Source organism: Thiothrix unzii (assembly GCF_017901175.1).
GTDB classification, from domain to species: domain Bacteria; phylum Pseudomonadota; class Gammaproteobacteria; order Thiotrichales; family Thiotrichaceae; genus Thiothrix; species Thiothrix unzii.
This window is the reverse complement of record NZ_CP072793.1, coordinates 2608476-2632395: the sequence shown is the minus strand read 5'-3', so window position 1 is coordinate 2632395 and position 23920 is coordinate 2608476. Positions and strand designations below refer to the sequence as shown.

General features: G+C 51.5%; 22 protein-coding genes. 21 read left to right on the top strand and 1 reads right to left on the bottom strand.

Going from position 1 to position 23920, the window contains the following annotated elements; genetic code table 11:
- The first annotated feature begins 110 nt into the window (after window positions 1-110).
- The 21 genes from J9260_RS13045 to J9260_RS12945 all read left to right on the top strand — a co-directional run bounded on the left by J9260_RS13045 (window position 111) and on the right by J9260_RS12945 (window position 22190).
- Window positions 111-1127, top strand: a complete 1017-nt coding sequence (locus J9260_RS13045) for a PDDEXK nuclease domain-containing protein (RefSeq protein ID WP_210218169.1) — start codon at window positions 111-113, stop codon at window positions 1125-1127.
- Window positions 1124-2425 (top strand): adenosylmethionine--8-amino-7-oxononanoate transaminase, encoded by a 1302-nt coding sequence (gene bioA, locus J9260_RS13040; protein WP_210218168.1) that lies wholly within the window; start codon window positions 1124-1126, stop codon window positions 2423-2425. Before J9260_RS13045 ends, bioA begins: the two co-directional genes overlap by 4 nt.
- 245 nt (window positions 2426-2670) lie before the next feature.
- Window positions 2671-3387, top strand: a complete 717-nt coding sequence (locus J9260_RS13035) for a phosphoribosylanthranilate isomerase (protein WP_210218167.1) — start codon at window positions 2671-2673, stop codon at window positions 3385-3387.
- 89 nt (window positions 3388-3476) lie between these two features.
- Window positions 3477-6989, top strand: coding sequence for a class I SAM-dependent DNA methyltransferase (locus J9260_RS13030; protein WP_210218166.1), 3513 nt, complete (start codon window positions 3477-3479; stop codon window positions 6987-6989).
- A gap of 47 nt (window positions 6990-7036) precedes the next feature.
- A complete protein-coding gene (locus tag J9260_RS13025; protein ID WP_210218165.1) occupies window positions 7037-7324 on the top strand; it encodes a toxin-antitoxin system TumE family protein in 288 nt (95 codons plus the stop codon).
- The gene (locus tag J9260_RS13020; RefSeq protein WP_210218164.1) at window positions 7306-7671 is read left to right on the top strand and encodes an HVO_A0114 family putative DNA-binding protein; all 366 of its coding nucleotides are present in this window, start codon (window positions 7306-7308) and stop codon (window positions 7669-7671) included. Before J9260_RS13025 ends, J9260_RS13020 begins: the two co-directional genes overlap by 19 nt.
- A 60-nt stretch (window positions 7672-7731) precedes the next feature.
- Entirely contained in the window at window positions 7732-7914 is a 183-nt protein-coding gene (locus tag J9260_RS13015; protein ID WP_210218163.1) for a hypothetical protein, read from the top strand.
- 144 nt (window positions 7915-8058) lie between these two features.
- The gene (gene trpB / locus J9260_RS13010) at window positions 8059-9243 is read left to right on the top strand and encodes a tryptophan synthase subunit beta (RefSeq protein ID WP_210220793.1); all 1185 of its coding nucleotides are present in this window, start codon (window positions 8059-8061) and stop codon (window positions 9241-9243) included.
- Entirely contained in the window at window positions 9240-10049 is an 810-nt protein-coding gene (gene trpA / locus J9260_RS13005) for a tryptophan synthase subunit alpha (RefSeq protein WP_210218162.1), read from the top strand. Before trpB ends, trpA begins: the two co-directional genes overlap by 4 nt.
- Before the next feature lie 13 nt (window positions 10050-10062).
- The gene (accD, locus tag J9260_RS13000; protein ID WP_210218161.1) at window positions 10063-10959 is read left to right on the top strand and encodes an acetyl-CoA carboxylase, carboxyltransferase subunit beta; all 897 of its coding nucleotides are present in this window, start codon (window positions 10063-10065) and stop codon (window positions 10957-10959) included.
- Entirely contained in the window at window positions 10956-12167 is a 1212-nt protein-coding gene (gene folC / locus J9260_RS12995) for a bifunctional tetrahydrofolate synthase/dihydrofolate synthase (RefSeq protein ID WP_210218160.1), read from the top strand. Before accD ends, folC begins: the two co-directional genes overlap by 4 nt.
- Window positions 12168-12255: 88 nt before the next feature.
- On the top strand, window positions 12256-13269 hold the full coding sequence (locus tag J9260_RS12990; RefSeq protein ID WP_210218159.1) for an SPOR domain-containing protein: 1014 nt from the start codon (window positions 12256-12258) through the stop codon (window positions 13267-13269).
- Window positions 13270-13279: 10 nt separating this feature from the next.
- The gene (locus J9260_RS12985; protein ID WP_210218158.1) at window positions 13280-13795 is read left to right on the top strand and encodes a CvpA family protein; all 516 of its coding nucleotides are present in this window, start codon (window positions 13280-13282) and stop codon (window positions 13793-13795) included.
- Between the two features lie 107 nt (window positions 13796-13902).
- A complete protein-coding gene (gene purF / locus J9260_RS12980) occupies window positions 13903-15408 on the top strand; it encodes an amidophosphoribosyltransferase (protein WP_210220792.1) in 1506 nt (501 codons plus the stop codon).
- Window positions 15344-16069, top strand: a complete 726-nt coding sequence (locus J9260_RS12975; protein WP_246499441.1) for a L,D-transpeptidase — start codon at window positions 15344-15346, stop codon at window positions 16067-16069. Before purF ends, J9260_RS12975 begins: the two co-directional genes overlap by 65 nt.
- A 2-nt stretch (window positions 16070-16071) precedes the next feature.
- Window positions 16072-17250 carry an O-succinylhomoserine sulfhydrylase gene (locus J9260_RS12970; RefSeq protein WP_210218157.1) on the top strand — a complete coding sequence of 393 codons (1179 nt, stop codon included), beginning with the start codon at window positions 16072-16074 and terminating at the stop codon, window positions 17248-17250.
- Entirely contained in the window at window positions 17247-18380 is a 1134-nt protein-coding gene (locus J9260_RS12965) for a glycerate kinase type-2 family protein (RefSeq protein ID WP_210218156.1), read from the top strand. The genes J9260_RS12970 and J9260_RS12965 overlap by 4 nt, the downstream gene beginning before the upstream one ends.
- Before the next feature lie 102 nt (window positions 18381-18482).
- The gene (locus J9260_RS12960) at window positions 18483-19700 is read left to right on the top strand and encodes an AAA family ATPase (protein ID WP_210218155.1); all 1218 of its coding nucleotides are present in this window, start codon (window positions 18483-18485) and stop codon (window positions 19698-19700) included.
- 9 nt (window positions 19701-19709) lie between these two features.
- Window positions 19710-20360: an RloB family protein gene (locus J9260_RS12955; RefSeq protein WP_210218154.1), complete on the top strand. Its 651-nt coding sequence runs from the start codon at window positions 19710-19712 to the stop codon at window positions 20358-20360.
- The gene (locus J9260_RS12950; protein WP_246499439.1) at window positions 20350-21189 is read left to right on the top strand and encodes a ferritin-like domain-containing protein; all 840 of its coding nucleotides are present in this window, start codon (window positions 20350-20352) and stop codon (window positions 21187-21189) included. The genes J9260_RS12955 and J9260_RS12950 overlap by 11 nt, the downstream gene beginning before the upstream one ends.
- Window positions 21190-21344: 155 nt before the next feature.
- Window positions 21345-22190: a transglycosylase SLT domain-containing protein gene (locus J9260_RS12945; RefSeq protein WP_246499781.1), complete on the top strand. Its 846-nt coding sequence runs from the start codon at window positions 21345-21347 to the stop codon at window positions 22188-22190.
- 32 nt (window positions 22191-22222) lie between these two features.
- On the opposite strand, the gene ettA is transcribed toward J9260_RS12945, so the two are convergent.
- Entirely contained in the window at window positions 22223-23887 is a 1665-nt protein-coding gene (gene ettA / locus J9260_RS12940) for an energy-dependent translational throttle protein EttA (protein ID WP_210218152.1), read from the bottom strand.
- Between the last annotated feature and the right edge of the window lie 33 nt (window positions 23888-23920).

Below are 23920 nucleotides of genomic sequence, written 5' to 3'. Positions count from 1 at the left end.
CCGTTGTGCAAAGGGATTGGTTGCCTTGTAAATCTGCTACCATCGGGGATAATGCGTTGGCAGGGTAAAGCTTGCCGCGTTTTTATTTTCTTTCACGTTAGATGCTAGACATGAATAGTATTTTACCCGAAAAACCTTACGATGCATTGATCGCTACCATTACCAGCACCTACGATCAAGGGCGTTTGCGAGCGGTACAAGCCGTCAATGTGCAACTGTTGGAAACTTATTGGCAAATTGGGCGGCACATTGTTGAGTTTGAACAAGCAGGCAGTGCGAAAGCGGGCTATGGAAAATCGCTCATTAAGCAGCTTGCGACTGATTTGACGTTACGTTTTGGTAAGGGTTTTAGCCGTAGTAATCTGATTCGTATTCGCCAGTTTTACCTGCTTTACCCAAAAGGTGCGTCACTGCCGCACTTTTTGACGTGGACTCATGTAGTTGAATTTCTCAAGATTGATGATCCCTTAGAGCGTAGTTTTTATGAGCAACAATGCAGCCGTGAACGTTGGTCAGTTAGGGAATTAATGAGGCAAAAAAACAGTGCTTTGTTCCTACGTCTTGCCGCAAGCACTGACAAAGAAGGCATTCTACGTTTAGCACAGCAAGGGCAATTGATCGAACAGCCCGGCGATTTATTACGTGAACCCTATGTGTTTGAGTTTCTGAAAATTCCAGAGCCGTATCGGGTATCGGAATTGCAACTAGAAACGCTGCTTTGTGATCATTTACAACAATTTTTGCTGGAGCTGGGCAAAGGTTTTACCTACGTCGGGCGGCAATACCGCATCACGCTCAATAATACCCATTACAAAGTTGATTTGGTGTTTTATCACCGCATTTTGCGTTGTTTCGTGTTGATTGATCTGAAAATCAACGAAGTGCAACATCATGACATCGGGCAGATGAACCTCTATCTGGGTTACTTCGCCAATGAGGAAAATATTGAGGGTGATAATCCACCGATTGGAATTATTTTGAGCCGTCATAAGGATGAGTTGCTGGTTGAATACGCCACCTATCAAATGAATAGCCAGCTTTTTGTACAGAAATATCAGCTTTATTTGCCAAACGTAGAGGACTTGCGCCGCGAATTGGAACTGACATTGCAGGAGGCAGAAGAATGACGACCACCAACCTCGACCGCCAGCACGTCTGGCATCCCTTTACCCAAGCCCAGACCGCGCCCGACCCAATCCCGATCACTTCTGCCAAAGGTATTCGTTTGTACGCCGAAGACGGGCGAGAATTCCTCGATCTGATTTCGTCTTGGTGGGTGAATTTGCACGGGCACGCGCACCCGACGATTGCCGCTGCGATTGCCAAACAAGCGCACACCTTGGAGCAAGTGATTTTCGCCGGATTTACTCATCAGCCTGCGGCGCAATTGGCGCACGAATTGGTGCAACGCTTACCCGCCGGATTAACCCGCGTGTTTTTCAGCGATGATGGTTCGACAGCCGTGGAAGTGGCGTTGAAAATGGCATTGCAATATTGGCGCAACCAAGGCGAAGCGCAGCGTACCCGCTTTCTTGCGTTTGAAGGCGGCTATCATGGCGATACGGTTGGGGCAATGTCGGTGGGGCGGGGTTCTGATTTTTTCAGCACTTACGGGAGTTTGTTGTTTGAGGTGGGTTTATTGCCTTACCCGCAAACGTGGGACGGCGATGCAGATGTGGTGAGTAAAGAGCAAGCGGCGTTAGCGGTGTTGGATACGTATTTGGCACAACACGGTGAAACTTTAGCTGGGGTAATTATCGAGCCATTGGTGCAGGGGGCTGCGGGAATGCGGATGTGTCGCCCGGAATTTCTGCAACAGTTGGCGGCAAAGTTACGTGCGGCGGGTATTTTGCTGATTTTCGATGAAGTCATGACCGGTTTTGGGCGCACGGGCGCGATGTTTGCGGCGATCAAGGCGCAAGTCATGCCTGATTTGATCTGTTTGTCGAAGGGGCTGACAGCCGGTTTTTTGCCAATGTCAGTGACAGTGGCGAGTGAGGCGATTTATGCGGCATTTTTGGGTGAAAACTTTGATCGTGCGTTGATCCACGGGCATTCGTTTACCGCGAATCCGTTGGGTTGTGCGGCGGCCTTGGCCTCGTTGCAAGTGTTTGAAGATGAGCAAACACTGGCGAAATTACCGCAAATTGAAGCTTGGCATCGGCAGGGATTGGCGCAATTGGCAGGGCATCCGGCGGTTCAGCACGTGCGGGTGACGGGAACGATTGCGGCATTTGATGTGGTCACGACGGATGCAGGGTATACCTCGGCGGTGGGTGCGAAGCTCAAGGCTTTTTTCCACGAGCGTGGTTTGTTGCTGCGTCCGTTGGGGAATGTGATTTATTTGTTGCCACCGTATTGCGTGACCCAAGACGAATTGGCGTTGGCTTACCAGACAATCGGTGAGGCGTTAATTGGGTATTAATTAATCTTTTTGTATAGTTACAGCGCCCATGATGAAGATGAAAATACTAGCGGCTTGGTCATGGACGATTTACCAAAAATAAAAATAAAGCTTGAACGAGGAAACTCATGACTATCGAATACAAACTGATTATGTTGCTTATTTCTGTATCTTTCATCAACCTGCTGCTGGCTTTGCCTGCCATTCATTAAGCGGTGCGCGGCGTGTTGTGGTAGCGTAACACTTTTACGTCCAAGGAACTCGTTATGCGTTGTCGGGTAAAAGTGTGCGGAATCACGTCAGTCACGGATGCGCTCATGGTTGGTGCGGCAGGTGTGGATGCGATTGGTTTGGTGTTTTACCCCAAGAGCAAACGCAATCTGAGCATCACGCAAGCGGCGGAAATTTGTGCCGCCGTCCCTCCTTTTATTACCACCGTTGGCTTATTTTTAGATGCGTCAGCGGATTTCGTGCGCGAAGTATTGGCAGCCGTGCCGTTGGATATTTTGCAGTTCCACGGTTCGGAAACGCCGGACTATTGCCGCCAATTTTCCCGCCCGTACTTAAAAGCAGTGGGCATGAAAGGGCTGGCGGAATCGGGTGGCTTTGCGGCGTATGCAGCGCGTTTTCCTGATGCGCAAGGCTTTTTGGTGGATAGCCATGCACCGGGCGCGGCGGGTGGCACGGGCGAAACCTTTGATTGGACGCAAGTGCCGCAGGATTATCCCAAGCCGATTATTCTCGCTGGTGGTTTGACGGCGGAAAATGTCGCGGAAGCGATTCGCACCAGCCGCGTGTATGCGGTGGATGTGAGCAGTGGGGTGGAATCTGCACCCGGCGTGAAGGATGCGGCGAAGGTGCAGGCGTTTATGATGGATGTGGCACGGCAGCAGGCAACGGATAGAATGCTGGCAATGGCTGAACGTTCAGTAGCGGCTAGTGAAGGTCGTCGTTGGACAAGGGATGAATTGTATGATCGGTAAGGTTTCTTTAACCCATAGTAACCGATGATTGCCCCCACCCCATACTTAGGTTAAATTCCCCCCACATTATCGGGCACACAGGGGCTTTCATGATCACCACCGACACGCACGCGGACGCTTTCATCCAACGCTGGCAAGGCAAAGACGGCTCGGAAAAGGCTAATTTTCAGCTTTTCCTTGGTGAGTTGTGTGAATTGCTGGACGTGGAAAAGCCTCAGCCTGCACTCGGTGATAACGTCTTGAACACTTACGTGTTTGAGCGGCGCATTGATCTGGTTAAGGTTGATGGCAGTTCCAACACCGGCTTTATCGACCTGTATCGACGCGATTGTTTTGTGCTGGAAGGCAAATCGACGGGCAAGAAGTACGGTTCTACCGGATTGGATACGGCTATGAGCCGCGCTCGTAACCAAGCGGAAGGCTATATTCGTAATCTGCCCGCCTCTGAGAAAAAGCCGCCGTTCATGATTTTGACCGATGTGGGGCATGTGATTGAACTGTATGCGGAATTTTCCTGTTCCAATTCAACCTATACCCAGTTCCCTGATAGCAGCTCGTACCGCATCAAACTCGATGATTTGCGTAAGCCGGACATCCGTGCGCGGCTGGCGGCGGTGTGGACTGACCCGCATAGTCTTGATGAATCCAAAAAAGCCGCCAAAGTCACCAAGCAGATTGCGACGCAATTGGCAGCATTGGCGAAATCGCTGGAAGTTGCGCACGCGGCGGAAACGGTGGGTACGTTTTTGATGCGTTGCTTGTTTACCATGTTCGCGGAAGATGTGGAGCTATTACCCAAAGACCGTTTCACGCACTTGCTAGAAAAGCTGTTGGATAAGCCAGAACGCTTTAAGCCAGCGATGGAAAACTTGTGGTTGATGATGGATAAAGGTGGTTATGACAACAGCGAGTTTGTTGAGATTAAACGCTTTAACGGTGGGCTGTTTGCAGGGGCGATGGCACTCGCGTTAGACAAAGCGCAAATCCAGATGTTGCTGAATGCCTCAGCAGCGGATTGGCGTTATGTTGAACCGGCGATTTTCGGGACGTTGTTGGAACGTGCTTTGAACCCGAAAGAGCGGCACAAGTTGGGGGCGCATTATACGCCGCGTGCTTACGTGGAGCGGCTGGTGTTGCCGACGGTGCTGGAGCCATTGCGCCAGCAGTGGAGGGATGTGCAGGTCGAGGCATTGTTGGAAGAGCGTCAAGCAGCGAAGGCGGATAGTAAAGCAAAGAAGCCGAGCAGGGGACGCAAGAATAAGGAAGCGATTGCGAAAATTCGGGCATTTCATCAGCATTTGTGCCATTTGCGGATTCTTGATCCGGCGTGTGGGTCGGGTAACTTTTTGTATGTGACTTTGGAACACCTCAAGCGTTTGGAAGGTGAGGTGTTGAATACGCTGGCGGGTTTGGGCGATGTGCAGGGTTCGCTGGAAATGGAAGGTGTGTCGGTGAGTCCGCAGCAGTTTTTGGGGCTGGAGGTGAATCCACGGGCGGCGGCGATTGCGGAAATGGTGTTGTGGATTGGGTATCTGCAATGGCATTTTCGGGTGCATGGCAATGTGTCGCCTGCCGAGCCGATTTTGCGTGACTTCCACAATATCGAGAATCGCGATGCGGTGCTGGCATATGACGGCGTGGAAAACGTGCTGGATGCGGCGGGGAATCCCGTGACGCGCTGGGATGGGCGCACCTTCAAAACGCATCCGGTGACGGGCAAAGATGTGCCGGATGAAACCGCGCAAGTGCCAGTGTTGCGCTACCTCAATCCGCGCAAGGCCGAGTGGCCTGCCGCCGATTACATCATCGGCAATCCACCGTTTATTGGGGCTGCGCCGATGCGGGCGACGTTGGGGGATGGCTATGTGGAAGCGTTGCGTAAGGCGTGGGTTGATGTGCCGGAATCGAGCGATTTTGTGATGTATTGGTGGCACAAAGCGGCGGAAACGGTACGGGCGAGCAAGGCGCAACGCTTTGGTTTTATCACCACCAACAGTTTGCGCCAGACGTTTAATCGCCGTGTCGTGCAAGCGCAACTCGAAGCCAAAGAGCCGCTGTCGTTGATTTTTGCCATTCCCGACCATCCGTGGGTGGACAGTGGCGACGGCGCGGCGGTACGCATTGCCATGACCGTGGGGCAAGGGGGCGACCTTGCCGGAACGCTGCAAACCGTCACCGCCGAATCCACCACCGACGGCGAAGATGCCCACAACATCGAATTCAAAACCCGTACCGGCAAACTCCACGCCGACCTAACCGCAGGCGCAAACATTGCCGCAGCCAAAGCACTGCAAGCCAATCTTGGTATTAGTTCGCCCGGTGTAAAATTGCATGGTTCTGGTTTTATTGTGACTCGTGAAGAAGCCGCACTATTGGGGTTTGGTACAATTCCGGGTATTGAAAAGCATATCCGCGAATACCGGAATGGGCGTGATATAACCCAAAGTCCACGTGATGTTTTGGTTATTGACTTGTTTGGCCTTGATGCTGATGGTGTCCGGCAGCAGTTTCCATGCTTGTATCAGTGGATTCTTGAACGTGTCAAACCGGAGCGCGATCAAAATAATCGGGCTATTTATCGTGACTATTGGTGGCTATTCGGTGAGCCGAGAAAAGAATGGCGGCGTATGTATGCCAATATAAACTGCTACATTGCGACTGTCGAAACGAGTAAACACCGTACTTTTGTCTTTCTGGACAAAAACATTCTGCCTGATAACAAATTGATAAACCTTGCGATGGATGATGCGTGGTTATTTGGTGTGTTATCGAGTCGAGTTCATGTACGTTGGGCTGATGTAACTGGTAGTCGCTTGGGCGTTGGTAATGATTCGGTTTATGTGAAAACAACGTGTTTCGAGACGTTTCCGTTTCCTGATGCGAGTGACGAGCAGAAGGCGGAAATTCGGACGATTGCCGAGAAAATCGACGCGCACCGCAAACGCCAGCAAGCCGCCCACCCAACCCTGACGCTAACCAATATGTACAACGTGTTGGAAAAGTTGCGTAGCGGTGAAGTGCTGAACGACAAGGATAAAGTGATTCACGCACAAGCCCTTACCAGCATCCTGCAAGAACTCCACGACAACCTAGACCGCGCCGTTTTCGCCGCCTACGGATGGGATGACCTCGCCGCCGAACTCGTCGGCAAACCCGGTGCTACTACGCCACTCCCCGACAAGCCCGAAGCCCAAGCGCAAGCCGAAGAAACCCTCCTTAGCCGCCTCGTTGATCTCAATACCCAACGCGCAGCCGAAGAAGCCAACGGCACAATCCGCTGGTTACGCCCCGACTTTCAAGCACCGGATAAGCAGGCTTCGACTCCGCTCAGCCAACAGGAAGACCTTGCGCTTGCCGACGACGACAGCGGTTCCCATAGCGAAGTCGAAGGGAATATCCCCGCAGCCAAACGTGACTGGCCTAAGCTGTTACGCGATCAAATCAAAATCGTGCGTGAGGAGCTGATTATCGCACCGCGTTCGGTCAAAGCACTCGCCGTCCTGTTCAAACGCAGCAAAATTCCAGATATTGAAAACGTCCTAGATGGCATGGTGGAGTTAGGTGCAATCACCACGGATGGTCAGGTTTATTGGGTGGTGTGAGGAGGTTTTAGTTGACAGTCATTTAGAATGTTGGCTATATTGCCAACATGAAAGCCGAGTTAATTACCCGTTTCCGCGACATATCACCCACTGGTGATGGTATTGAGTTAGTGGTTTGGCGTGTGCCCGAACCTGTGCCTCCGACCACGCACGGCTACAAATACCGTCTGGTTTATATCGTCGGTGGCAAGCGTGTAGTGGGTTTCGATAACGAACGCGGCAAAGGCGATCACTTCCATCTAAATGACGCTGAATATACCTACACATTTACTGGCATTGCCCCCTTAATCGAAGATTTTCTGACGGAGGTAGAAAAATGGAAAAGCGCAAACTGACCATCACATTACAAGCCGATTGGAAAGCTGCCTTACGCGCCGCCGGAAAACTCGCGCAACACACTAGCTATCAGGGCGAAACTCTCAATTTCCAAACCCCTGCGGCATTCTTTTCTCGCCTGACCGAACGCCGTTGGGACATCGTAAACGCCTTGCAACAAGCAGGCTCAATGGGTGTGCGCGAACTTGCTCGCTACGTGGGGCGCGATGTGAAACGGGTACACGAAGACGCACAAGCCTTGGTTGAACTGGGTTTGCTGGAACGTACTGAAAAGGGCGCGTTGCACTGCCCCTTTGCTGATATTCACGTTGATATGCACATTACGCCCGTGAAACAAGCCGCGTAATTGCAGGCTTTAGGTTGCTATGCCAGAATCAAAGCACGCATTCACTGAAAGGGGCGCACCATGTACATACAGTTAAACGAGCAATTCATCGTCGATGAGCGCGGCAGTAAGCAGACTGAAGCTTTACAACGCCCCTCATTACTTGCCTTCCTCGCTGCCTGCGTACCATCAGACCTGGATTTTCCCGATATAGACAATTTGCCACCGCTGGAACTATCAGAACATCAATTTGCCAGTTCATAGTTCAGTTCATAGTGGTGTCTCCCGTTCATATAACCCAACCGCAACATAGCTAGGTTTTACCACTTATGCTAACTTACCCCGTTTTTACGATCTTCTACGTAGGAGCGCGGTAACGTGAAATTCAGCGAATTCAACTGGAATGCCATGCCGGACAAAGCCGGGCATTTTGGCGCATACGGCGGGCGTTTCGTCGCAGAAACGTTGATGGAACCCATCTACGAACTCGAACAAGCCTACGAAAAGCTCAAAAACGACCCAGCCTTTCAAGCCGAATTCGATCGCGACCTCAAATACTACGTCGGTCGCCCCAGCCCCTTGTATCTGGCGGAACGCTGGACACGCGAACTCGGCGGCGCAAAAGTCTACCTTAAGCGCGAAGATCTGAACCATACCGGCGCACACAAGATCAACAACACCATTGGTCAAGCCTTGCTCGCCAAATTCATGGGCAAGAAGCGCATTATCGCTGAAACCGGCGCAGGTCAACACGGCGTAGCCTCAGCCACCATCGCCGCTCGCCTCGGTTTGGAATGCGTGGTCTACATGGGCGCAGAAGACGTGCAACGCCAAGCCCCCAATGTGTTCCGCATGAAATTGCTGGGCGCAACCGTTGTTCCTGTCACCTCCGGCTCCAAAACGCTGAAAGACGCGCTCAACGAAGCGATGCGTGACTGGGTAACGAATGTCGATGACACCTTTTACATTATCGGTACAGTTGCAGGCCCGCACCCATATCCCGCAATGGTGCGCGATTTCCAATCCGTGATCGGGCGTGAAGCGCGTGAACAGATTCTGGAGCAGGAAGGGCGTTTGCCCGATGCGTTGGTGGCTTGTGTCGGCGGTGGTTCTAACGCTATTGGCTTGTTCCACCCCTTCCTCGCGGATGAATCCGTCGCCATTTACGGCGTGGAGGCAGGAGGTGACGGCATCGAAACCGGCAAACACGCTGCCCCGTTGTGCGCAGGCAAACCGGGCGTATTACACGGCAACCGCACCTATTTAATGGAAGACACCAACGGGCAAATCATCGAAACCCATTCGATTTCAGCTGGTTTGGACTACCCCGGTGTCGGCCCCGAACACGCTTGGTTGAAAGACATTGGTCGTGCCAACTACGTGTCAGTGACGGATGCGGAAGCGATGCAAGGTTTCCACGCCTTAACCCGCATCGAAGGCATTATTCCCGCACTGGAAAGCAGCCATGCGCTGGCTTACGCGATGAAACTTGCGCCAACTATGTCTAAAGACCAAAGCATTATCGTCAACCTCTCCGGACGTGGCGACAAAGACATCAACACCATTGCACGGCTGGAGGGCATTACGCTATGAGTCGCATCGCCGCTTGTTTCGCCGCCCTCAAAGCACAGGGCAAAACCGCATTGATTCCTTATGTCACGGCGGGCGATCCGCACCCGTCGATCACCGTGCCGCTCATGCACCGCATGGTGGCTGCTGGTGCAAACATTATCGAACTCGGTGTGCCGTTTTCCGACCCGATGGCGGATGGCCCAACGATCCAGCAAGCGCACGAACGCGCCCTGAAACACAATACCAGCCTGCACGACATCCTTGGTATGGTGGCAGAATTCCGCCAAGCCGATGCCACTACGCCCGTGGTGCTGATGGGCTATTTGAACCCGATTGAAATCATGGGTTACGCCGAATTTGCCAAAGCGGCAGAAGCAGCGGGTGTTGACGGTGCACTGACGGTGGATTTACCGCCGGAAGAGGGCATGGGCGTATTGCCTTTGTTCCGCGAACATGGCATTGACCCGATTTTCCTGTTGTCACCGACCACGCCGGAGCGTCGTATAGCAACGGTGGCGCAAGCGGGCGGCGGTTTCATTTACTACGTCTCGCTGAAAGGCGTGACGGGCGCAAGTACATTGGATGTCGGGCAAGTCGCGCAACACATTGCGCAAATCCGTCAACATACTGATTTACCGTTGGGTGTTGGTTTCGGCATTAAAGACGCGGCAACAGCAGCGGCAGTAGCGAAAACAGCAGATGCAGTGGTCGTCGGTAGTGCGGTCATCAAGTTGATCGAAGCGACACCTGACGATCATGCTGCTATCATGGATGGCATTAGTGATTTGTTAGTATCCATGCGCACTGCGATGGACGCTGGGGTTTAAGGGGTAACACGAAATGAGTTGGTTTGAAAAACTGCGTCTGCCTTCACGCATCCGCACCGATGCGAACAATACTGAAAAAAAGTCGATTCCTGAAGGTTTGTGGCATCAATGCCCAGCGTGTCAGGCGGTACTCTACCGCGCGGAATTGGAACGCAATCTGGAGGTTTGCCCCAAGTGTGACCACCATATGCGCCTTTCCGGGCGGCGGCGTTTGGAAGTGTTTTTGGATGCCGAAGGGCGTGAAGAAATCGCTGCAAACGTTGCCCCGACTGATATGCTGAAATTCCGCGATACCAAGAAATACAAAGACCGTTTGGCTGCGGCGCAAAAGGAAACCGGCGAAAAAGACGCACTGATCGTGATGAAAGGCACGGTGTTGGGTGTGCCGTTGGTAGCTGCTGCATTCGATTTCCGTTTCATGGGCGGGTCAATGGGTTCGGTGGTCGGTGAACGTTTTGTGCGCGGTGCGGAAGCGGCAATGGCGCAAAATATTCCGTACATTTGTTTCGCTGCCAGTGGCGGGGCGCGGATGCAGGAAGCTTTGTTTTCCCTGATGCAAATGTCCAAAACCAGCGCGGTATTGACGCGCCTGAGCGATAAAAGCGTGCCATTTATTTCCGTATTGACCGACCCGACCATGGGTGGGGTATCGGCAAGTTTTGCGATGTTGGGAGATTTACACATTGCTGAACCCAAAGCCTTGATTGGTTTCGCCGGGCCGCGCGTGATTGAGCAAACGGTGCGTGAAAAATTACCAGAAGGTTTCCAGCGCAGTGAGTTTTTGCAGGAAAAAGGTGCGATTGACATGATTGTCCACCGCAAAGCGATGCGCGAAACCATTGCTGAAGTGGTGGCTATGTTGCAACACCGCCCCGCACCCGTTGCACAAGATTTGTCGAGTGCTGCGTGAATACGCTCGACGATTGGTTACGCTGGCAGGAAAATCAATTCTCGTCAGAAATTAAGTTAGGGTTGGATCGCATCCGTAACGTTGCCCAGCGTATGGATTTGCTGACTTTGCCCGTACCAGTGATTACCGTCGGCGGAACCAATGGCAAAGGCTCGACCTGCGCGATGCTAACCCGCATTTTGCAAGTACAGGGTTACTTGGTTGGCACGTACACTTCCCCGCACTTGCTGCGTTATAACGAACGTATCGCGCTTGATGGTAAACCGGCGACTGATCAGCAGATTTGCGCGGCGTTTAATGCGATTGACCAAGCCCGCGATGAGATTGACCTGACGTATTTTGAATTTGGTACGTTGGCTGCCGTTTGGTGTTTTGTGCAAGCCAAGGTTGATGTCATCGTGCTGGAAGTGGGTTTAGGCGGGCGGTTAGACGCTTGTAACCTGTGGGATGCGGATGTCAGTATTCTTACCAGCATCGGTTTGGATCATGTGGACTGGTTAGGTCATACCCGCGAAGCCATTGGTTTGGAAAAGGCGGGCATTATGCGCCCCGGTAAGCCAGTGGTGTGCGGTGATCCAGAGCCACCGGCAACGATTGCTTCGCAAGCCGCAAGTATTGGAGCACAGTTACTGCAATACGGGCGCGATTTCAGCGTGGATAACGTGCCCCAGCCTGCATTGCTGGGTGAGGTACAACGCCTTAATGCGGCGTGCGTGGTAACGGCGTTGCAGCAGGTACAGGCGCGTTTGCCAGTGAGTGAGCAAGCCATTGCTGAAGGTTTGCGCACGGTGAGTCTTTCAGGGCGAATGCAGCAGTTTGCAGGTCAGCCAAACGCCATTTTGGATGTCGCTCATAACCCCCATGCGGCGATTCAGTTAGCAGATTGGTTGAAAAAAAATCCCATTGATGGCAAAACATCCGCGATTTTTTCTATACTAGCAGACAAGGATGTTGCTGGGGTTGTGAAAATCATGGCAGCGCACGTGGATGAGTGGCATTTGGTTCCCCTTGGCGGTTATCGGGCGATAAACCCGACTGATCTGGGTAACAAAATACGCGCTGCTGGCGTGCGTAAAGTGATTTATTTTCACGACGATTTTCCCTCTGCTTGGCAGTTTATTCAAAGCCACGCCAGCACACAGGATCGAGTGGTTGCCTTCGGTTCTTTTCTGGTAGTATCCGGTATGCTGAACGTTCTCGTTAGTTAAGGGCTAAGTCTCGTGTCTTGAGTCCCACAAAGCGCGAATCACAATAGGTTTTTGAGTGTCACACTTTTCTTAAGGAGCAGTAAAACAGATGGACAACAAGGCTACAACCAAACGCATGATTGGCGCAGTGGTACTGGTGCTGGTCGCAGCCCTTCTTTTGGCATGGTTGCTAAAGGGCAAAAATCGTGAAGGCCAAGACATGGCAATGCAGCAGACTGCTGATACCAAACCCATTTTGGGTTTCCCCGGTGCAGTAGACGGCACTCAAAAGCCATTACTGGTGGGTGAAGATCCGAATGCGGCACAAACAGCGCAACAAACGCTTGATCCGGCAGCAGCAGCTACGGCAGCCACCGCCGCTGTCACTGGCATTATTCCAAACGTCAATGTTGAGCCTAATACCACAGGTTTTGACGTGCGCCCGGCCGCTTCTGGCGAAACCCGCCCAGTAGTGGATATTGACGGCAAAGTGAAAGACGGCACAGGCAGCTTAGGCACAGGTAATGCAGCCCCAGCCGCTGCTGGAAGCACTGAAAGCGCGTCAACCACCACTGCGGCTACCACTACTAAGACAGATACCGCAACGAAAGCACCGAGCACTAACGCTTCAGTTAAAGACACCCCAGCGGAAGCTCCGGCAGAAAAGAAGCCTGCCACGCCTAAGCCTGTTTTAGTTAACGAAAAACATGTACCTGCTCCGGTTTCTGCGGAAAGCAAAGCTAAAGAAGATGCTGCGAAGAAAGCAAAAGCTGATGCTGAAAAAGCAGCCGCTGCGAAGTCTTTGGAATTGGCGAAAGGCACAGGCACTGCGGCTGTTACCACACCAGCAAAACCTGCTGCTGCGGCTACCGGTGGTGCATTTGCGGTGCAATTGCTGGCAACCAGCGATAAAGCAAAAGCGGATGCGCTGGCAAAAACGTTCGCTGGCGAAGGTTACAAAACTTCCGTTAACGCCGTGAAGGTGGATGGCAAAACAGTTTATCGGGTAGTTGCAGGCGGTTATGCCGATAAAGTTGCTGCTTCTGCTGCACAAGCTAAAATGAAAACACGTTACTCACAAAATCGTGATGTACAAAATAGCTTTGTAACCAGCAGCAAGTAATCAGTAATCAATGACAGCAGAATATTTAGATATTGGCGTTTTTGTCCTTATCGTGCTCTCCGCTCTGATCGGTTTGATCCGTGGGTTTGTCAAGGAAGCACTTTCCTTGGCAACTTGGGTCGCCGCTTTCGGTCTTTCCATGTTGTATGTGAAACCGTTAGCGGCGGCTTTGCCCTTCGCGGTGCAAAGTGAAGTGGTGCGCATGGGCATTGCTTTTGCCATCATCTTTTTCGGGGTGTTGGTGATTGGAGCCATTATCAATCATCTGCTCAGTACTGCCGTGTCTTCTATCGGTTTGGGTAAGATTGACCATGTTTTGGGTGGTGTTTTTGGCATCGCCCGTGGTGGTTTGATCATTACTTTGCTGGTATTGCTGATGGGAGTGACCGCATTTCCAAAACAATCGTGGTGGATGGATTCGCTGTTCGTCCCTTGGTTTGAAGATGCAGCAGTCGTTGTTAAAGGGATGATTCCAGAGAATTTTTCTAGCTATCTTGAGCGTCCCGCAGTGATTACCCCACCGTAACGGTCATTGCTTTCTGGCAAAATACACAGCCATGCATGGAAGTGCATGGCTGTTTTGTTTTGGCGGGGTTAGAATATGACGTTTTCATGGCACACCAAGGCAAGAATATGTGCGGGATTATCGGAATTATCGGGCATGAGCCAGTCAATCAGGCACTTTACGATGGCCTGACAGTATTGCAGCACCGTGGGCAAGATGCTGCCGGGATCGTTACCAGCGATGGCAGAAAGCTGTATTTACGGCGTGAAAACGGTTTGGTGAAAGACGTGTTTCACGACCGCCATATGCAAATGTTACAGGGTAACATGGGGGTAGGGCATGTGCGTTACCCAACGGCTGGCTCTTCATCCTCAGCGGAAGCACAGCCGTTTTATGTGAATAGCCCCTACGGTATTTCCTTGGCGCACAATGGCAATTTAACCAATGCGCACGTGCTCAAAAAAGAGCTGTATCGCCAAGATCGCCGCCAAATCAATACCGATTCTGACTCGGAAATCCTGCTGAATATTTTTGCGCAAGAACTTTCCCGGCAAAATGCCTTACACGTTACTGCGGAAGATATTTTTGCAGCGGTAAGTGGTGTGCATCGGCGTTGCAAAGGGGCGTATGCGGTGATCGCGATGTTGACCCGCGATGGTGTGGTGGGTTTTCGTGACCCGAACGGGATTCGCCCGTTGGTGTATGGGGTGCGCGAAAGTGCCAAGGGCAAGGAATACATGTTCGCTTCCGAAAGCGTGGCTTTGGATGTGCAAGGCTACCGTTTGGTGCGTGATGTCGAGCCGGGTGAAGCGATTTTCATTAATCTCAATGGGCAAGTTTTCAGCCGTCAATGTGCGGATAATCCGAAATACGCCACCTGTATTTTTGAGTACGTGTATTTTGCCCGCCCGGATTCGATTATCGACAATGTGTTTGTGCATAAAGCCCGGATGCGCATGGGGCGTAAAATGGCTGAACGGGTAATGCGCGAGTGGCCTGATCACGATATTGATGTGGTCATTCCGATTCCTGATACCAGCCGCACTTCCTCACTGGAAATGGCGTATACCTTGGGTGTGCCGTACCGCGAAGGTTTTATCAAAAACCGTTACATCGGGCGTACTTTCATTATGCCGGGGCAGGCCAAACGCCAAAAATCGGTACGCCAGAAACTCAATCCCCTCGCGTTAGAGTTCAAGGGCAAAAACGTGATGCTGGTGGATGATTCGATTGTGCGTGGCACGACTTCCGGTGAAATTGTGCAAATGGCACGCGATGCGGGCGCGAATAAAGTGTATTTTGCTTCCGCATCCCCGGCGATTAAATTCCCGAATATTTACGGGATTGATATGCCCGCAGCGAAGGAACTTATTGCCCACGATCGTACCGAAGAAGAGGTTGCAGCGGCAATTGGGGTAGACCGACTGTTTTATCTGTCGTTGGAAGACCTCGTGCAAGCTGTTAGCAAGGGCAATCCGCGTTTAAAGGATTTCGATTGTTCCGTCTTTACCGGCAACTATGTGACCGGGGAGAACGGCGACTACTTTACTGAATTAGAGGCGTTACGCAATGATGCACAAAAAACCAAGCGTGAAAATGACATGGCTGCCATTGATATTTGCGACAGTGCTTAACAGCGGTGTGGCGATGGCTGAACCGGATGGTATTCCGTTGAACTTACCCAATCAAGCCGAGCAAGCTCCGCAAGCGCAGATGCCGCAGCAAGAATTACCGGGTTTGGCGAACCGTTTCGCGCCAATTCTGGACGATTTGGCAAAGCGTTTCCCGACGTATTCCCGTGAGCGCATTCTGGTGATTGATGCCACTGCGCAGAAAATGTTCCTCGTTGAGCAGGGTAAAGCGGTCAATGAATGGGTGATTTCGACCGCGACCAAGGGATTGGGGAGTCAAAAAGGCAGCGAGCAAACCCCATTGGGCGTGCATCGCGTTGCTGAAAAAATCGGTGATGGCGCGGCTTTAGGTACGATTTTCAAATCGAGGCAAAATACTGGCAAGATCGTTGATATTCTCACCGCTCCGGGCGCGGATAGCCCAGCGGATTACGTGACTACCCGTATTTTGTGGCTGGATGGTTTGGAACCGGGCTTGAATAAAGGCGGTGATGTCGATTCCAAAGAGCGTTTTATCTACATCCACGGTACGGGTGAGGAAGGCAAATTGGGCGCACCGGCTTCACACGGTTGCATTCGGATGCGTAATAAAGACGTGCTTGATTTGTTTGACAGCGTGAAGGAAGACACGTTGGTCGTTATTTCCCGTCAACGTCAGGAATAATCATGCAAGATTTCCCGTGGGAGTTTGAAACCTTAGCGGTGCGCAGCGGGCATGTGCGCACGGCGGAAGGTGAGCATTCTGAAGCTATTTTCCCGACTTCCAGCTTTGTGTTTGGCAGTGCAGCGGAAGCAGCAGCGCGGTTTGGCGGTACGCAACCGGGTAATATTTATGCGCGTTTTACTAACCCCACGGTACGTTATTTCCAAGAACGTTTAGCGGCGTTGGAAGGCGCGGAAAGCTGCGTGGCAACCAGTTCAGGGATGTCGGCGATTTTGGCGGTGATGCTGGGATTGTTGAAAGCTGGCGATCACGTGGTGTGTTCGCGCTCCGTATTCGGCACGACCACGCTCTTGTTGCAAAATATCATTGGTAAATTCGGTGTAACCTTTAGTTTCGTCGAATTAACCGATATGGCAGCTTGGGAAGCCGCGTTGCAGCCGAATACGCGCTTGTTATTTGTGGAAACGCCAGCAAATCCGTTGACGGAAATTGTGGATATTCGTGAATTAGCCGATTTAGCCCATCGTCACGGTAGTTTGCTGGTAGTCGATAACTGTTTTTGCACCCCGGCTTTACAACGCCCGTTGGAATTAGGGGCGGATATTGTAGTGCATTCCGCGACCAAGTATTTGGATGGGCAAGGGCGTGCATTAGGCGGTGCAGTCCTTGGCGATAAAGAGCGCGTGGGCAAGGATGTTTACGCTATTTTGCGCAACGGCGGGATTACCATGAGTCCGTTCAATGCGTGGATTTTCCTGAAAGGCTTGGAAACGCTGTCACTGCGGATGAAAGCGCATTGCGATAACGCCATGCAGTTAGCCCAATGGCTGACCACGCACCCCAACATTGCAGCGGTGCATTACCCCGGTTTGGCTTCGCACCCGCAACATGAGCTGGCGCAACGTCAGCAAAGTGGTTTCGGCGGGATTGTGTCGTTTGTGGTGAATGGCGGGCAGGAAGCGGCCTGGAAGGTGATTGATGCCACGCAAATGCTGTCGATTACCGCGAATTTGGGGGATGCCAAAAGCACTATTACCCATCCGGCAACGACTACTCACGGGCGGTTAACGCCTGAGCAAAAAGCTACAGCAGGGATTGCGGACGGGCTGATACGAGTGTCGGTGGGTTTAGAACATATCCGCGATATTCAGCGCGATTTAGCACGGGGTTTGGGCGAGTGAATCCACGTCAGTGCTTGCTGGAGCTTTACGCCACGGGCTTGGCAGCCGTCAATGGTACGAGCGTGGTGTACCGGGCGTTGTTAGCCCGTGCCGAGCGTAATCCGTGCCATGTGGTGGCTATCGGTAAAGCGGCGGATGCGATGCTGGACGGGGCGCGGCGTTATTTGCACCATGCGTTGCGTTCCGCGTTGCTGATTACTAAACATGGGCACGTCGCGGCGCATACCGCTACCTTGGATAATGTGCAAATCTGCGAGGCAGCGCACCCGGTTCCTGACGAGTCGTCGTTGGCGGCGGGGCAGGCATTGCTGGATTATTTGCAAGCGTTGCCTGCGGATGAGCCGGTGTTGTTTTTGATTTCCGGCGGTACATCCAGTTTGGTGGAGGTATTAGCCGATGGCTGGGTGTTGGAAGGCTTGCAGGCATTGACTAACGAATTGCTGGCAAACGGTGCAGACATCCATGAAATCAATGCGATGCGCCGCAGTGTTTCGCGCATCAAGGGCGGTCAATTGTGGGATTACGTGGGTGAGCGTGCAGTAACGTGTTTGTTAATGTCCGACGTGCCTAATGATGATCCTGAAGTCATTGGTTCGGGGCTATTGTTTCCCGCGCCTTCTGCGCGTGATTTTGACTGGCAAATGGTGGCGAATAATGCTGCGATGCTGGAGGCAATGGCAGCCAGTGAATTGTTTGCTCCCACGACTATTATGCCGGAGTTTCTGGTCGGTGATGTGCTTACCGCCGCTAGTACCTGCGTCCAGCATTTGCTTGATAGCGAACCGGGAATTTATTTGTGGGGCGCGGAAACCACGGTGCAATTACCCGAACAACCGGGACGTGGTGGGCGTAATCAGCATTTTGCCTTGGCAGCAGCGTTACAACTTCAGGATGCGGATGATTGCCTGTTGCTGGTGGCGGGAACCGATGGCACGGATGGGATGACGGCGGATGCTGGCGCGTTGGTGGATAGCGGCACTTGCCTGCGCGGTAATGCGGAAAACCTTGACCCAGTGGCTTGTTTGCACGCGGCGGATGCGGGTACATTCCTCGAAGCCAGCGGCGACTTGATTCACGTTGGCGTGACTGGCACGAATGTGATGGACGTGGTGATTGGCTTAAAACTGTGAAATTAACCGTGATCCTGCTATTCTCTTGAGGAAGAAAAGCCTGTTTTTGTCAAAAAATGACGAAAATTAGCAGTTAATCCGGTTTCTTATAGAGTTTAGGTTATGTTAGTCGAATTTTCAGTCACAAACTTTCGTTCCATCCGCGACAAACAAACGCTCAGCATGGTCAAAGGTAAGGGTAGCGAACACGAAGCAACCCATACCTTCAAACCGACAGCACCGGGCAGTGAAACCTTACTGAAATCTGCCGCCATTTACGGTGCAAATGCTGCGGGGAAATCCAACATCATCAAAGCCCTGTCAATGATGAAACAAATAGTGGTAACTCCCCCGAACGTCGGCGAGAAATTACCTGTCGTGCCGTTTATGTTCGATCCTGTGACCCCACAACAGCCTACCGAATTTGAACTTATTTTCATCACCAATGACGTGCGATACCAATACGGCTTTTCTGCGACGGCTGAACGTATTTGGTCAGAATGGCTCTTCGCCTTCCCCAAAGGTCGTTCGCAACGCTGGTTTGAACGCGAATACGACTCACAAACGAACGTGTACACATGGCACTTAGACGCTAACCTCAAAGGCGAAAAAAAAGTCTGGCGCGATAGTACCCGTGAAAACACCCTATTCTTATCAACAGCAGCCCAACTCAACAGCGAATCGCTCTCCCCTATTTATGTCTATATTAAACACATGTGGGAAGTACTCGATGAATTTCTTTCTGGTTTTTTCAGTGCCAGTACGTTATTCAATCCAAAAACAAAATTATCACTAATTTCCACTCTTAAAGATGCTGATATTGGAATTATAGATATATCAAGCAATGCAAATCCTTTTCTTCTGTTAGAAGGAGAATCGACAGGTGATACGATTAAGCAAGCGATAGATGAAATTAATGTTATTAGGAAAGTTTACGGCCATCAATACGAATCAAAACTAAAAGATGAATCTGATGGAACAAAAGAATTATTTAATTTGGCATTTTATCTAAATGCGGCATTATTGGCTGGAGAATTATTGATTATTGATGAAATCAATGCAAAGCTTCATCCAACATTAGTGTGTTACTTGATTGGATTATTTAACTCCACTGAACACAACCCTAATAATGCGCAGTTAGTTTTTACGACGCATGAAACATCAATATTGGATCAAGATATATTAAGGCGTGATCAAGTGTGGTTTTGTGAGAAGGGCGAAAATCAAGCGACGCGCTTGTATTCACTACTGGATTTCAAACCACGTAAGGGCTACGAGAATTTAGAGGCTGCGTATCTGGCAGGGCGTTATGGTGCTGTGCCGATGATTCAGGCATTGTGAGGGATTGACGTGGCAAAGCGGCAACCAAGGCAAAGAACCGATACGCGCCGGAAAGGGCAATCTCAGAAATCTGCTGGGCAGACTGTCCTGATCGTTTGTGAAGGTACAAAGACAGAGTTGAATTATTTTAAGGAGTTGCGTCGTGAATACAAGCTGCAAGCTGTTCATGCCGTTGAAGTGACCGCAGGCAGTTCCGGTCGAAATGCCAAAAATATTCTGCATGATGCTAAGAAACGCTATAAAGTTTCAAAAGAAAAAGGCGATGCATTTGATAGGGTATATTGCGTATTTGATCAAGATGACGAAATGGGTGCAAATACAGGTTTTCGTGACGTCATTGCAGAAATAGATAAGATGACAGATTTCTATGCCGCATACTCTGTTCCTTCTTTTGAGTTTTGGTTGTTACTTCATTTTCCTCCTTATTCTCGTCCCTCTTGTTTAACACCAAAACAGGTTTTTGATCATTTACAGAAAGTCTATCCTCAATATGATAAAAAACGAGTAGGCATTTTTTTGGAATTACATGATAAGTTAGATCAAGCATTAGGCCATGCTGACCGTTGTAATAAAGAAGCAGAGGAATGTGGGGAAGATAATCCTTCAACTCAGATTCATAACCTTGTTCGCTTTTTACAGGAATTGCGTGATGTCAGATAAAATGCAAAATCTGTATACCGCCGCTTACGCTTGCTTAATGACGGCGGACGTTGATCAAAAACTGGTGTGTGCAACCCAACTTTATGCCGCTTGGCAAGCAGGGCAGCTGGTACGCGATGTTGCGGTGGCGGATGAAGTATTGGCGATTGCTGATCCCGGTCGTCCCCCACGCCCCGAACTGGTTCACCCCAAACAAGTCAAACAGCGCAAATTATCAACCCCGGAAGGGCGGCGAGCTTTGCTCCATGCGGTGGCGCACATTGAATTTAACGCGATTAATCTAGCCTTGGATGCAGTATACCGATTCCGGGAAATGCCGGATGCGTATTATGGGGATTGGTTGCAAGTGGCGGCAGAAGAGGCGTACCACTTCAGTTTATTGCGGGAACGCTTGGCGGCTTTTGACTGTGTTTACGGTGATTTACCGGCGCATAACGGTTTGTGGGAACAGGCGTGTAAAACGGCTGATGACGTGATGGTGCGCATGGCGTTAGTGCCACGAGTGCTGGAAGCGCGGGGTTTGGACGTTACACCGGGGATGATGCAGCGGTTGCAGGAAGTCGGTGACACGGCGACGGTGGACGTGCTGGCGATTATTTTACGCGATGAAATTGGGCATGTGCGGATTGGTTCGCGTTGGTTTCAGTATTGTTGTGAGCAACGCGGGCTGGAGGCGGATGCTACCTTTCGTCGGTTAATTCGTGGTGTGATGCAAACGCCGTTACGCGGGCCGTTTTTCATAGAAGCGCGATTGCAAGCGGGTTTCAGTGCCGAGGAGCTGGAACAGTTGCTGGCAATGGCGCAGGATTGGGATAACGCGCCAGCTTGACGTAACGGTTTAGGTGAACTACATAGTAGTGGCTTATCGCTAATAGAAAATAACAATTAGCAATAGCGCGGTTTCATAGGCTATATCAGCCATTGAAAATTTCACGTTGAAACCGATGTGTGTTTATTAGACGAGGATTGTCTGTGTTAGTGAGTATGTCCGCCGTAAGGCGTTGCGCGACGCTGTTGCTTGTGCCTGCTGCGTTTGCGTTTTCCAGCTCTTCGGCTATTGCCGCCTGTGATCAATACGCCCCGCAAGTGTTACATGCGTTGGCGAATCCTTACCAGTATGAAATTGTTTCTGCTGCCCGATCCAACGGGGTTAACCCTAATCTCCTGAAAGCGGTGATTACTGCCGAAAGCTGTTTTAGACCCAGCGCGGTGTCCAATAAGGGTGCGGGCGGTTTGATGCAATTGATGCCTGCGACAGCACGGCGTTTTGGGGTGGCGAACCGCTTTGATACCAACGAAAATATCCACGGTGGCGCACGTTATTTGCGTTGGTTGTTAACGCGCTACGGTGGCAGCGTGCCACATGCTGTCGCTGCTTACAACGCGGGTGAAGGGCGTGTGGATATGTATGGCACAGCAGTACCGTTTCAGGAAACCCAGATGTACACCCGCCGCGTGTTGAATGCTTACCAGAAATTATCCGGTGGGCAGCGTGCGCAGCAGCCCCAAGTGATTCGTGGCGGAAAGTCCGGTAGCTGTGAAGTCGTTACTCACAGTTTATACACGATTCATGGCAACGAAACCCTTCAGAACGTTGCTAAACGTTATGGGATGAACGTCAGACGTTTGGCTGCTTTGAATAAGATTTCCCGCCCTTACGCGGTTGAACACGGGCAGCGGTTACGGGTTGAGGTGTGCGGGCGTTGGGCAGAAGGCGAGCAAGCTTCGCACAGTAAGTCCGACCGCTCAGCGTTAGCTTCTAAAATTCATGAGCGCGTCGCCAAGCCAGCGGCGAACGCTAAGGACGAGCGTTGGGGATTTGATTTTTAAAGAGACGGCGCGGAGAAACCGCGCCTGATCTCTTATGCCTTCAACCGCTTGTATTTAATCCGCTGCGGGTGCAACTCGTTCCCGTGGCGGCGTTTATAGTCTTCTTCGTAATCGCTGTAATTCCCTTCAAACCACGTCACTTGCGAATCGCCTTCAAACGCGAGGATGTGCGTCGCAATCCGGTCTAAGAACCAGCGGTCATGCGAAATCACCACCGCACAGCCGGGGAAGTTGAGGATCGCTTCTTCCAATGCCCGCAAGGTTTCCACGTCGAGGTCGTTAGTGGGTTCGTCGAGCAGCAACAGGTTGCCGCCCTCTTTGAGCAATTTTGCCAGATGCACGCGGTTGCGTTCCCCGCCCGATAAATCGCACAGGCGTTTTTGCTGGGAATCACCCTTGAAGTTGAAACGTCCGCAATACGCCCGTGACTGAATTTGATAACCGCCAACCGTCATAATGTCGTGTCCGTCGGCAATTTCCTGCCACACGGTTTTATTGGGGTCAAGGTCTTCACGCGATTGATCGACGTAGGCAATTTTGACGGTTTCGCCGACTTTGAATGTACCGGCATCCGGTTGTTCTTGCCCGGTAATCATGCGGAACAGAGTGGTTTTACCCGCGCCGTTAGGGCCGATAATGCCGACAATGCCGCCTTTGGGTAGGCTGAAACTGACGTTTTCGTACAGTAAACGATCACCGAAGGATTTGCTGATGCCGTTGGCTTCAATGACGGTATCACCGAGACGCGGGCCGGGAGCAATGTAAATTTCGTTAGTTTCGGCGCGTTTTTGGTAATCGCTGGAAGAGAGTTCCTCAAAGCGTTGCATCCGCGCTTTGCTCTTGGCGTGGCGGCCTTTGGGGTTGGAACGTACCCATTCCAATTCCTGTTTCATGGCTTTTTGGCGGCCTTGCTCAGACTTGCTCTCTTGGGCAAGACGGTTTTGCTTTTGCTCCAGCCATGAGGAATAGTTGCCTTCCCACGGGATACCTTGTCCTCGGTCGAGTTCCAGAATCCAGCCAGCCACATTATCGAGGAAGTAGCGGTCATGGGTGACAGCAACGACCGTGCCTTGGAAATCTTGCAGGAAGCGTTCCAGCCAAGCCACAGATTCGGCATCCAAATGGTTGGTCGGTTCGTCAAGAATGAGCATGTCGGGGGAAGACAGCAGCAAGCGACACAGCGCGACGCGGCGTTTTTCACCACCGGAAAGCGTGGAAACATCCGCATCCCACGGTGGCAGGCGCAGTGCGTCGGCGGCGACTTCGAGGGTGTGTTCGAGGTTGTGCGCGTCGGACGCTTGCAGGATATTTTCCAAACGCCCTTGTTCGGCGGCGAGTGCGTCAAAATCGGCATCGGGTTCGGCATAGGCAGCGTAAACTTCGTCCAGCCGTGCCTGTGCGTCTTTGATGACTTTTAAGCCTTCTTCGACGTTACCACGCACGTCCTTGCTAGGGTCAAGCTGTGGCTCTTGCGAAAGGTAGCCAATATTAATGCCGGGTTGCGGACGCGCTTCGCCCACAATATCGGTGTCCAGCCCTGCCATAATGCGCAACAGGGTGGATTTGCCCGCGCCGTTATAGCCGAGCACCCCGATTTTCGCACCGGGGAAAAAGTTGAGGTAAATGTCTTTGAGGATGAAACGGTTCGGCGGTACGATCTTGCCGACACCGTTCATGGTGTAAATGAATTGCGCCATCCAAAACTCCCTGTCGCTGATGCTAAAGGGAGG

Excerpts from the sequence above, each read along its gene's own strand:
- J9260_RS13045 (WP_210218169.1), top strand. The coding sequence starts at position 111 with ATGAATAGTATTTTACCCGAAAAACCTTACGATGCATTGATCGCTACC.
- bioA (WP_210218168.1), top strand. The coding sequence starts at position 1,124 with ATGACGACCACCAACCTCGACCGCCAGCACGTCTGGCATCCCTTTACC.
- J9260_RS13035 (WP_210218167.1), top strand. The coding sequence starts at position 2,671 with ATGCGTTGTCGGGTAAAAGTGTGCGGAATCACGTCAGTCACGGATGCG.
- J9260_RS13030 (WP_210218166.1), top strand. The coding sequence starts at position 3,477 with ATGATCACCACCGACACGCACGCGGACGCTTTCATCCAACGCTGGCAA.
- J9260_RS13025 (WP_210218165.1), top strand. The coding sequence starts at position 7,037 with ATGAAAGCCGAGTTAATTACCCGTTTCCGCGACATATCACCCACTGGT.
- J9260_RS13020 (WP_210218164.1), top strand. The coding sequence starts at position 7,306 with ATGGAAAAGCGCAAACTGACCATCACATTACAAGCCGATTGGAAAGCT.
- J9260_RS13015 (WP_210218163.1), top strand. The coding sequence starts at position 7,732 with ATGTACATACAGTTAAACGAGCAATTCATCGTCGATGAGCGCGGCAGT.
- trpB (WP_210220793.1), top strand. The coding sequence starts at position 8,059 with ATGCCGGACAAAGCCGGGCATTTTGGCGCATACGGCGGGCGTTTCGTC.
- trpA (WP_210218162.1), top strand. The coding sequence starts at position 9,240 with ATGAGTCGCATCGCCGCTTGTTTCGCCGCCCTCAAAGCACAGGGCAAA.
- accD (WP_210218161.1), top strand. The coding sequence starts at position 10,063 with ATGAGTTGGTTTGAAAAACTGCGTCTGCCTTCACGCATCCGCACCGAT.
- J9260_RS12990 (WP_210218159.1), top strand. The coding sequence starts at position 12,256 with ATGGACAACAAGGCTACAACCAAACGCATGATTGGCGCAGTGGTACTG.
- J9260_RS12985 (WP_210218158.1), top strand. The coding sequence starts at position 13,280 with ATGACAGCAGAATATTTAGATATTGGCGTTTTTGTCCTTATCGTGCTC.
- purF (WP_210220792.1), top strand. The coding sequence starts at position 13,903 with ATGTGCGGGATTATCGGAATTATCGGGCATGAGCCAGTCAATCAGGCA.
- J9260_RS12975 (WP_246499441.1), top strand. The coding sequence starts at position 15,344 with ATGATGCACAAAAAACCAAGCGTGAAAATGACATGGCTGCCATTGATA.
- J9260_RS12970 (WP_210218157.1), top strand. The coding sequence starts at position 16,072 with ATGCAAGATTTCCCGTGGGAGTTTGAAACCTTAGCGGTGCGCAGCGGG.
- J9260_RS12960 (WP_210218155.1), top strand. The coding sequence starts at position 18,483 with ATGTTAGTCGAATTTTCAGTCACAAACTTTCGTTCCATCCGCGACAAA.
- J9260_RS12950 (WP_246499439.1), top strand. The coding sequence starts at position 20,350 with ATGTCAGATAAAATGCAAAATCTGTATACCGCCGCTTACGCTTGCTTA.
- J9260_RS12945 (WP_246499781.1), top strand. The coding sequence starts at position 21,345 with ATGTCCGCCGTAAGGCGTTGCGCGACGCTGTTGCTTGTGCCTGCTGCG.
- ettA (WP_210218152.1), bottom strand. The coding sequence starts at position 23,887 with ATGGCGCAATTCATTTACACCATGAACGGTGTCGGCAAGATCGTACCG.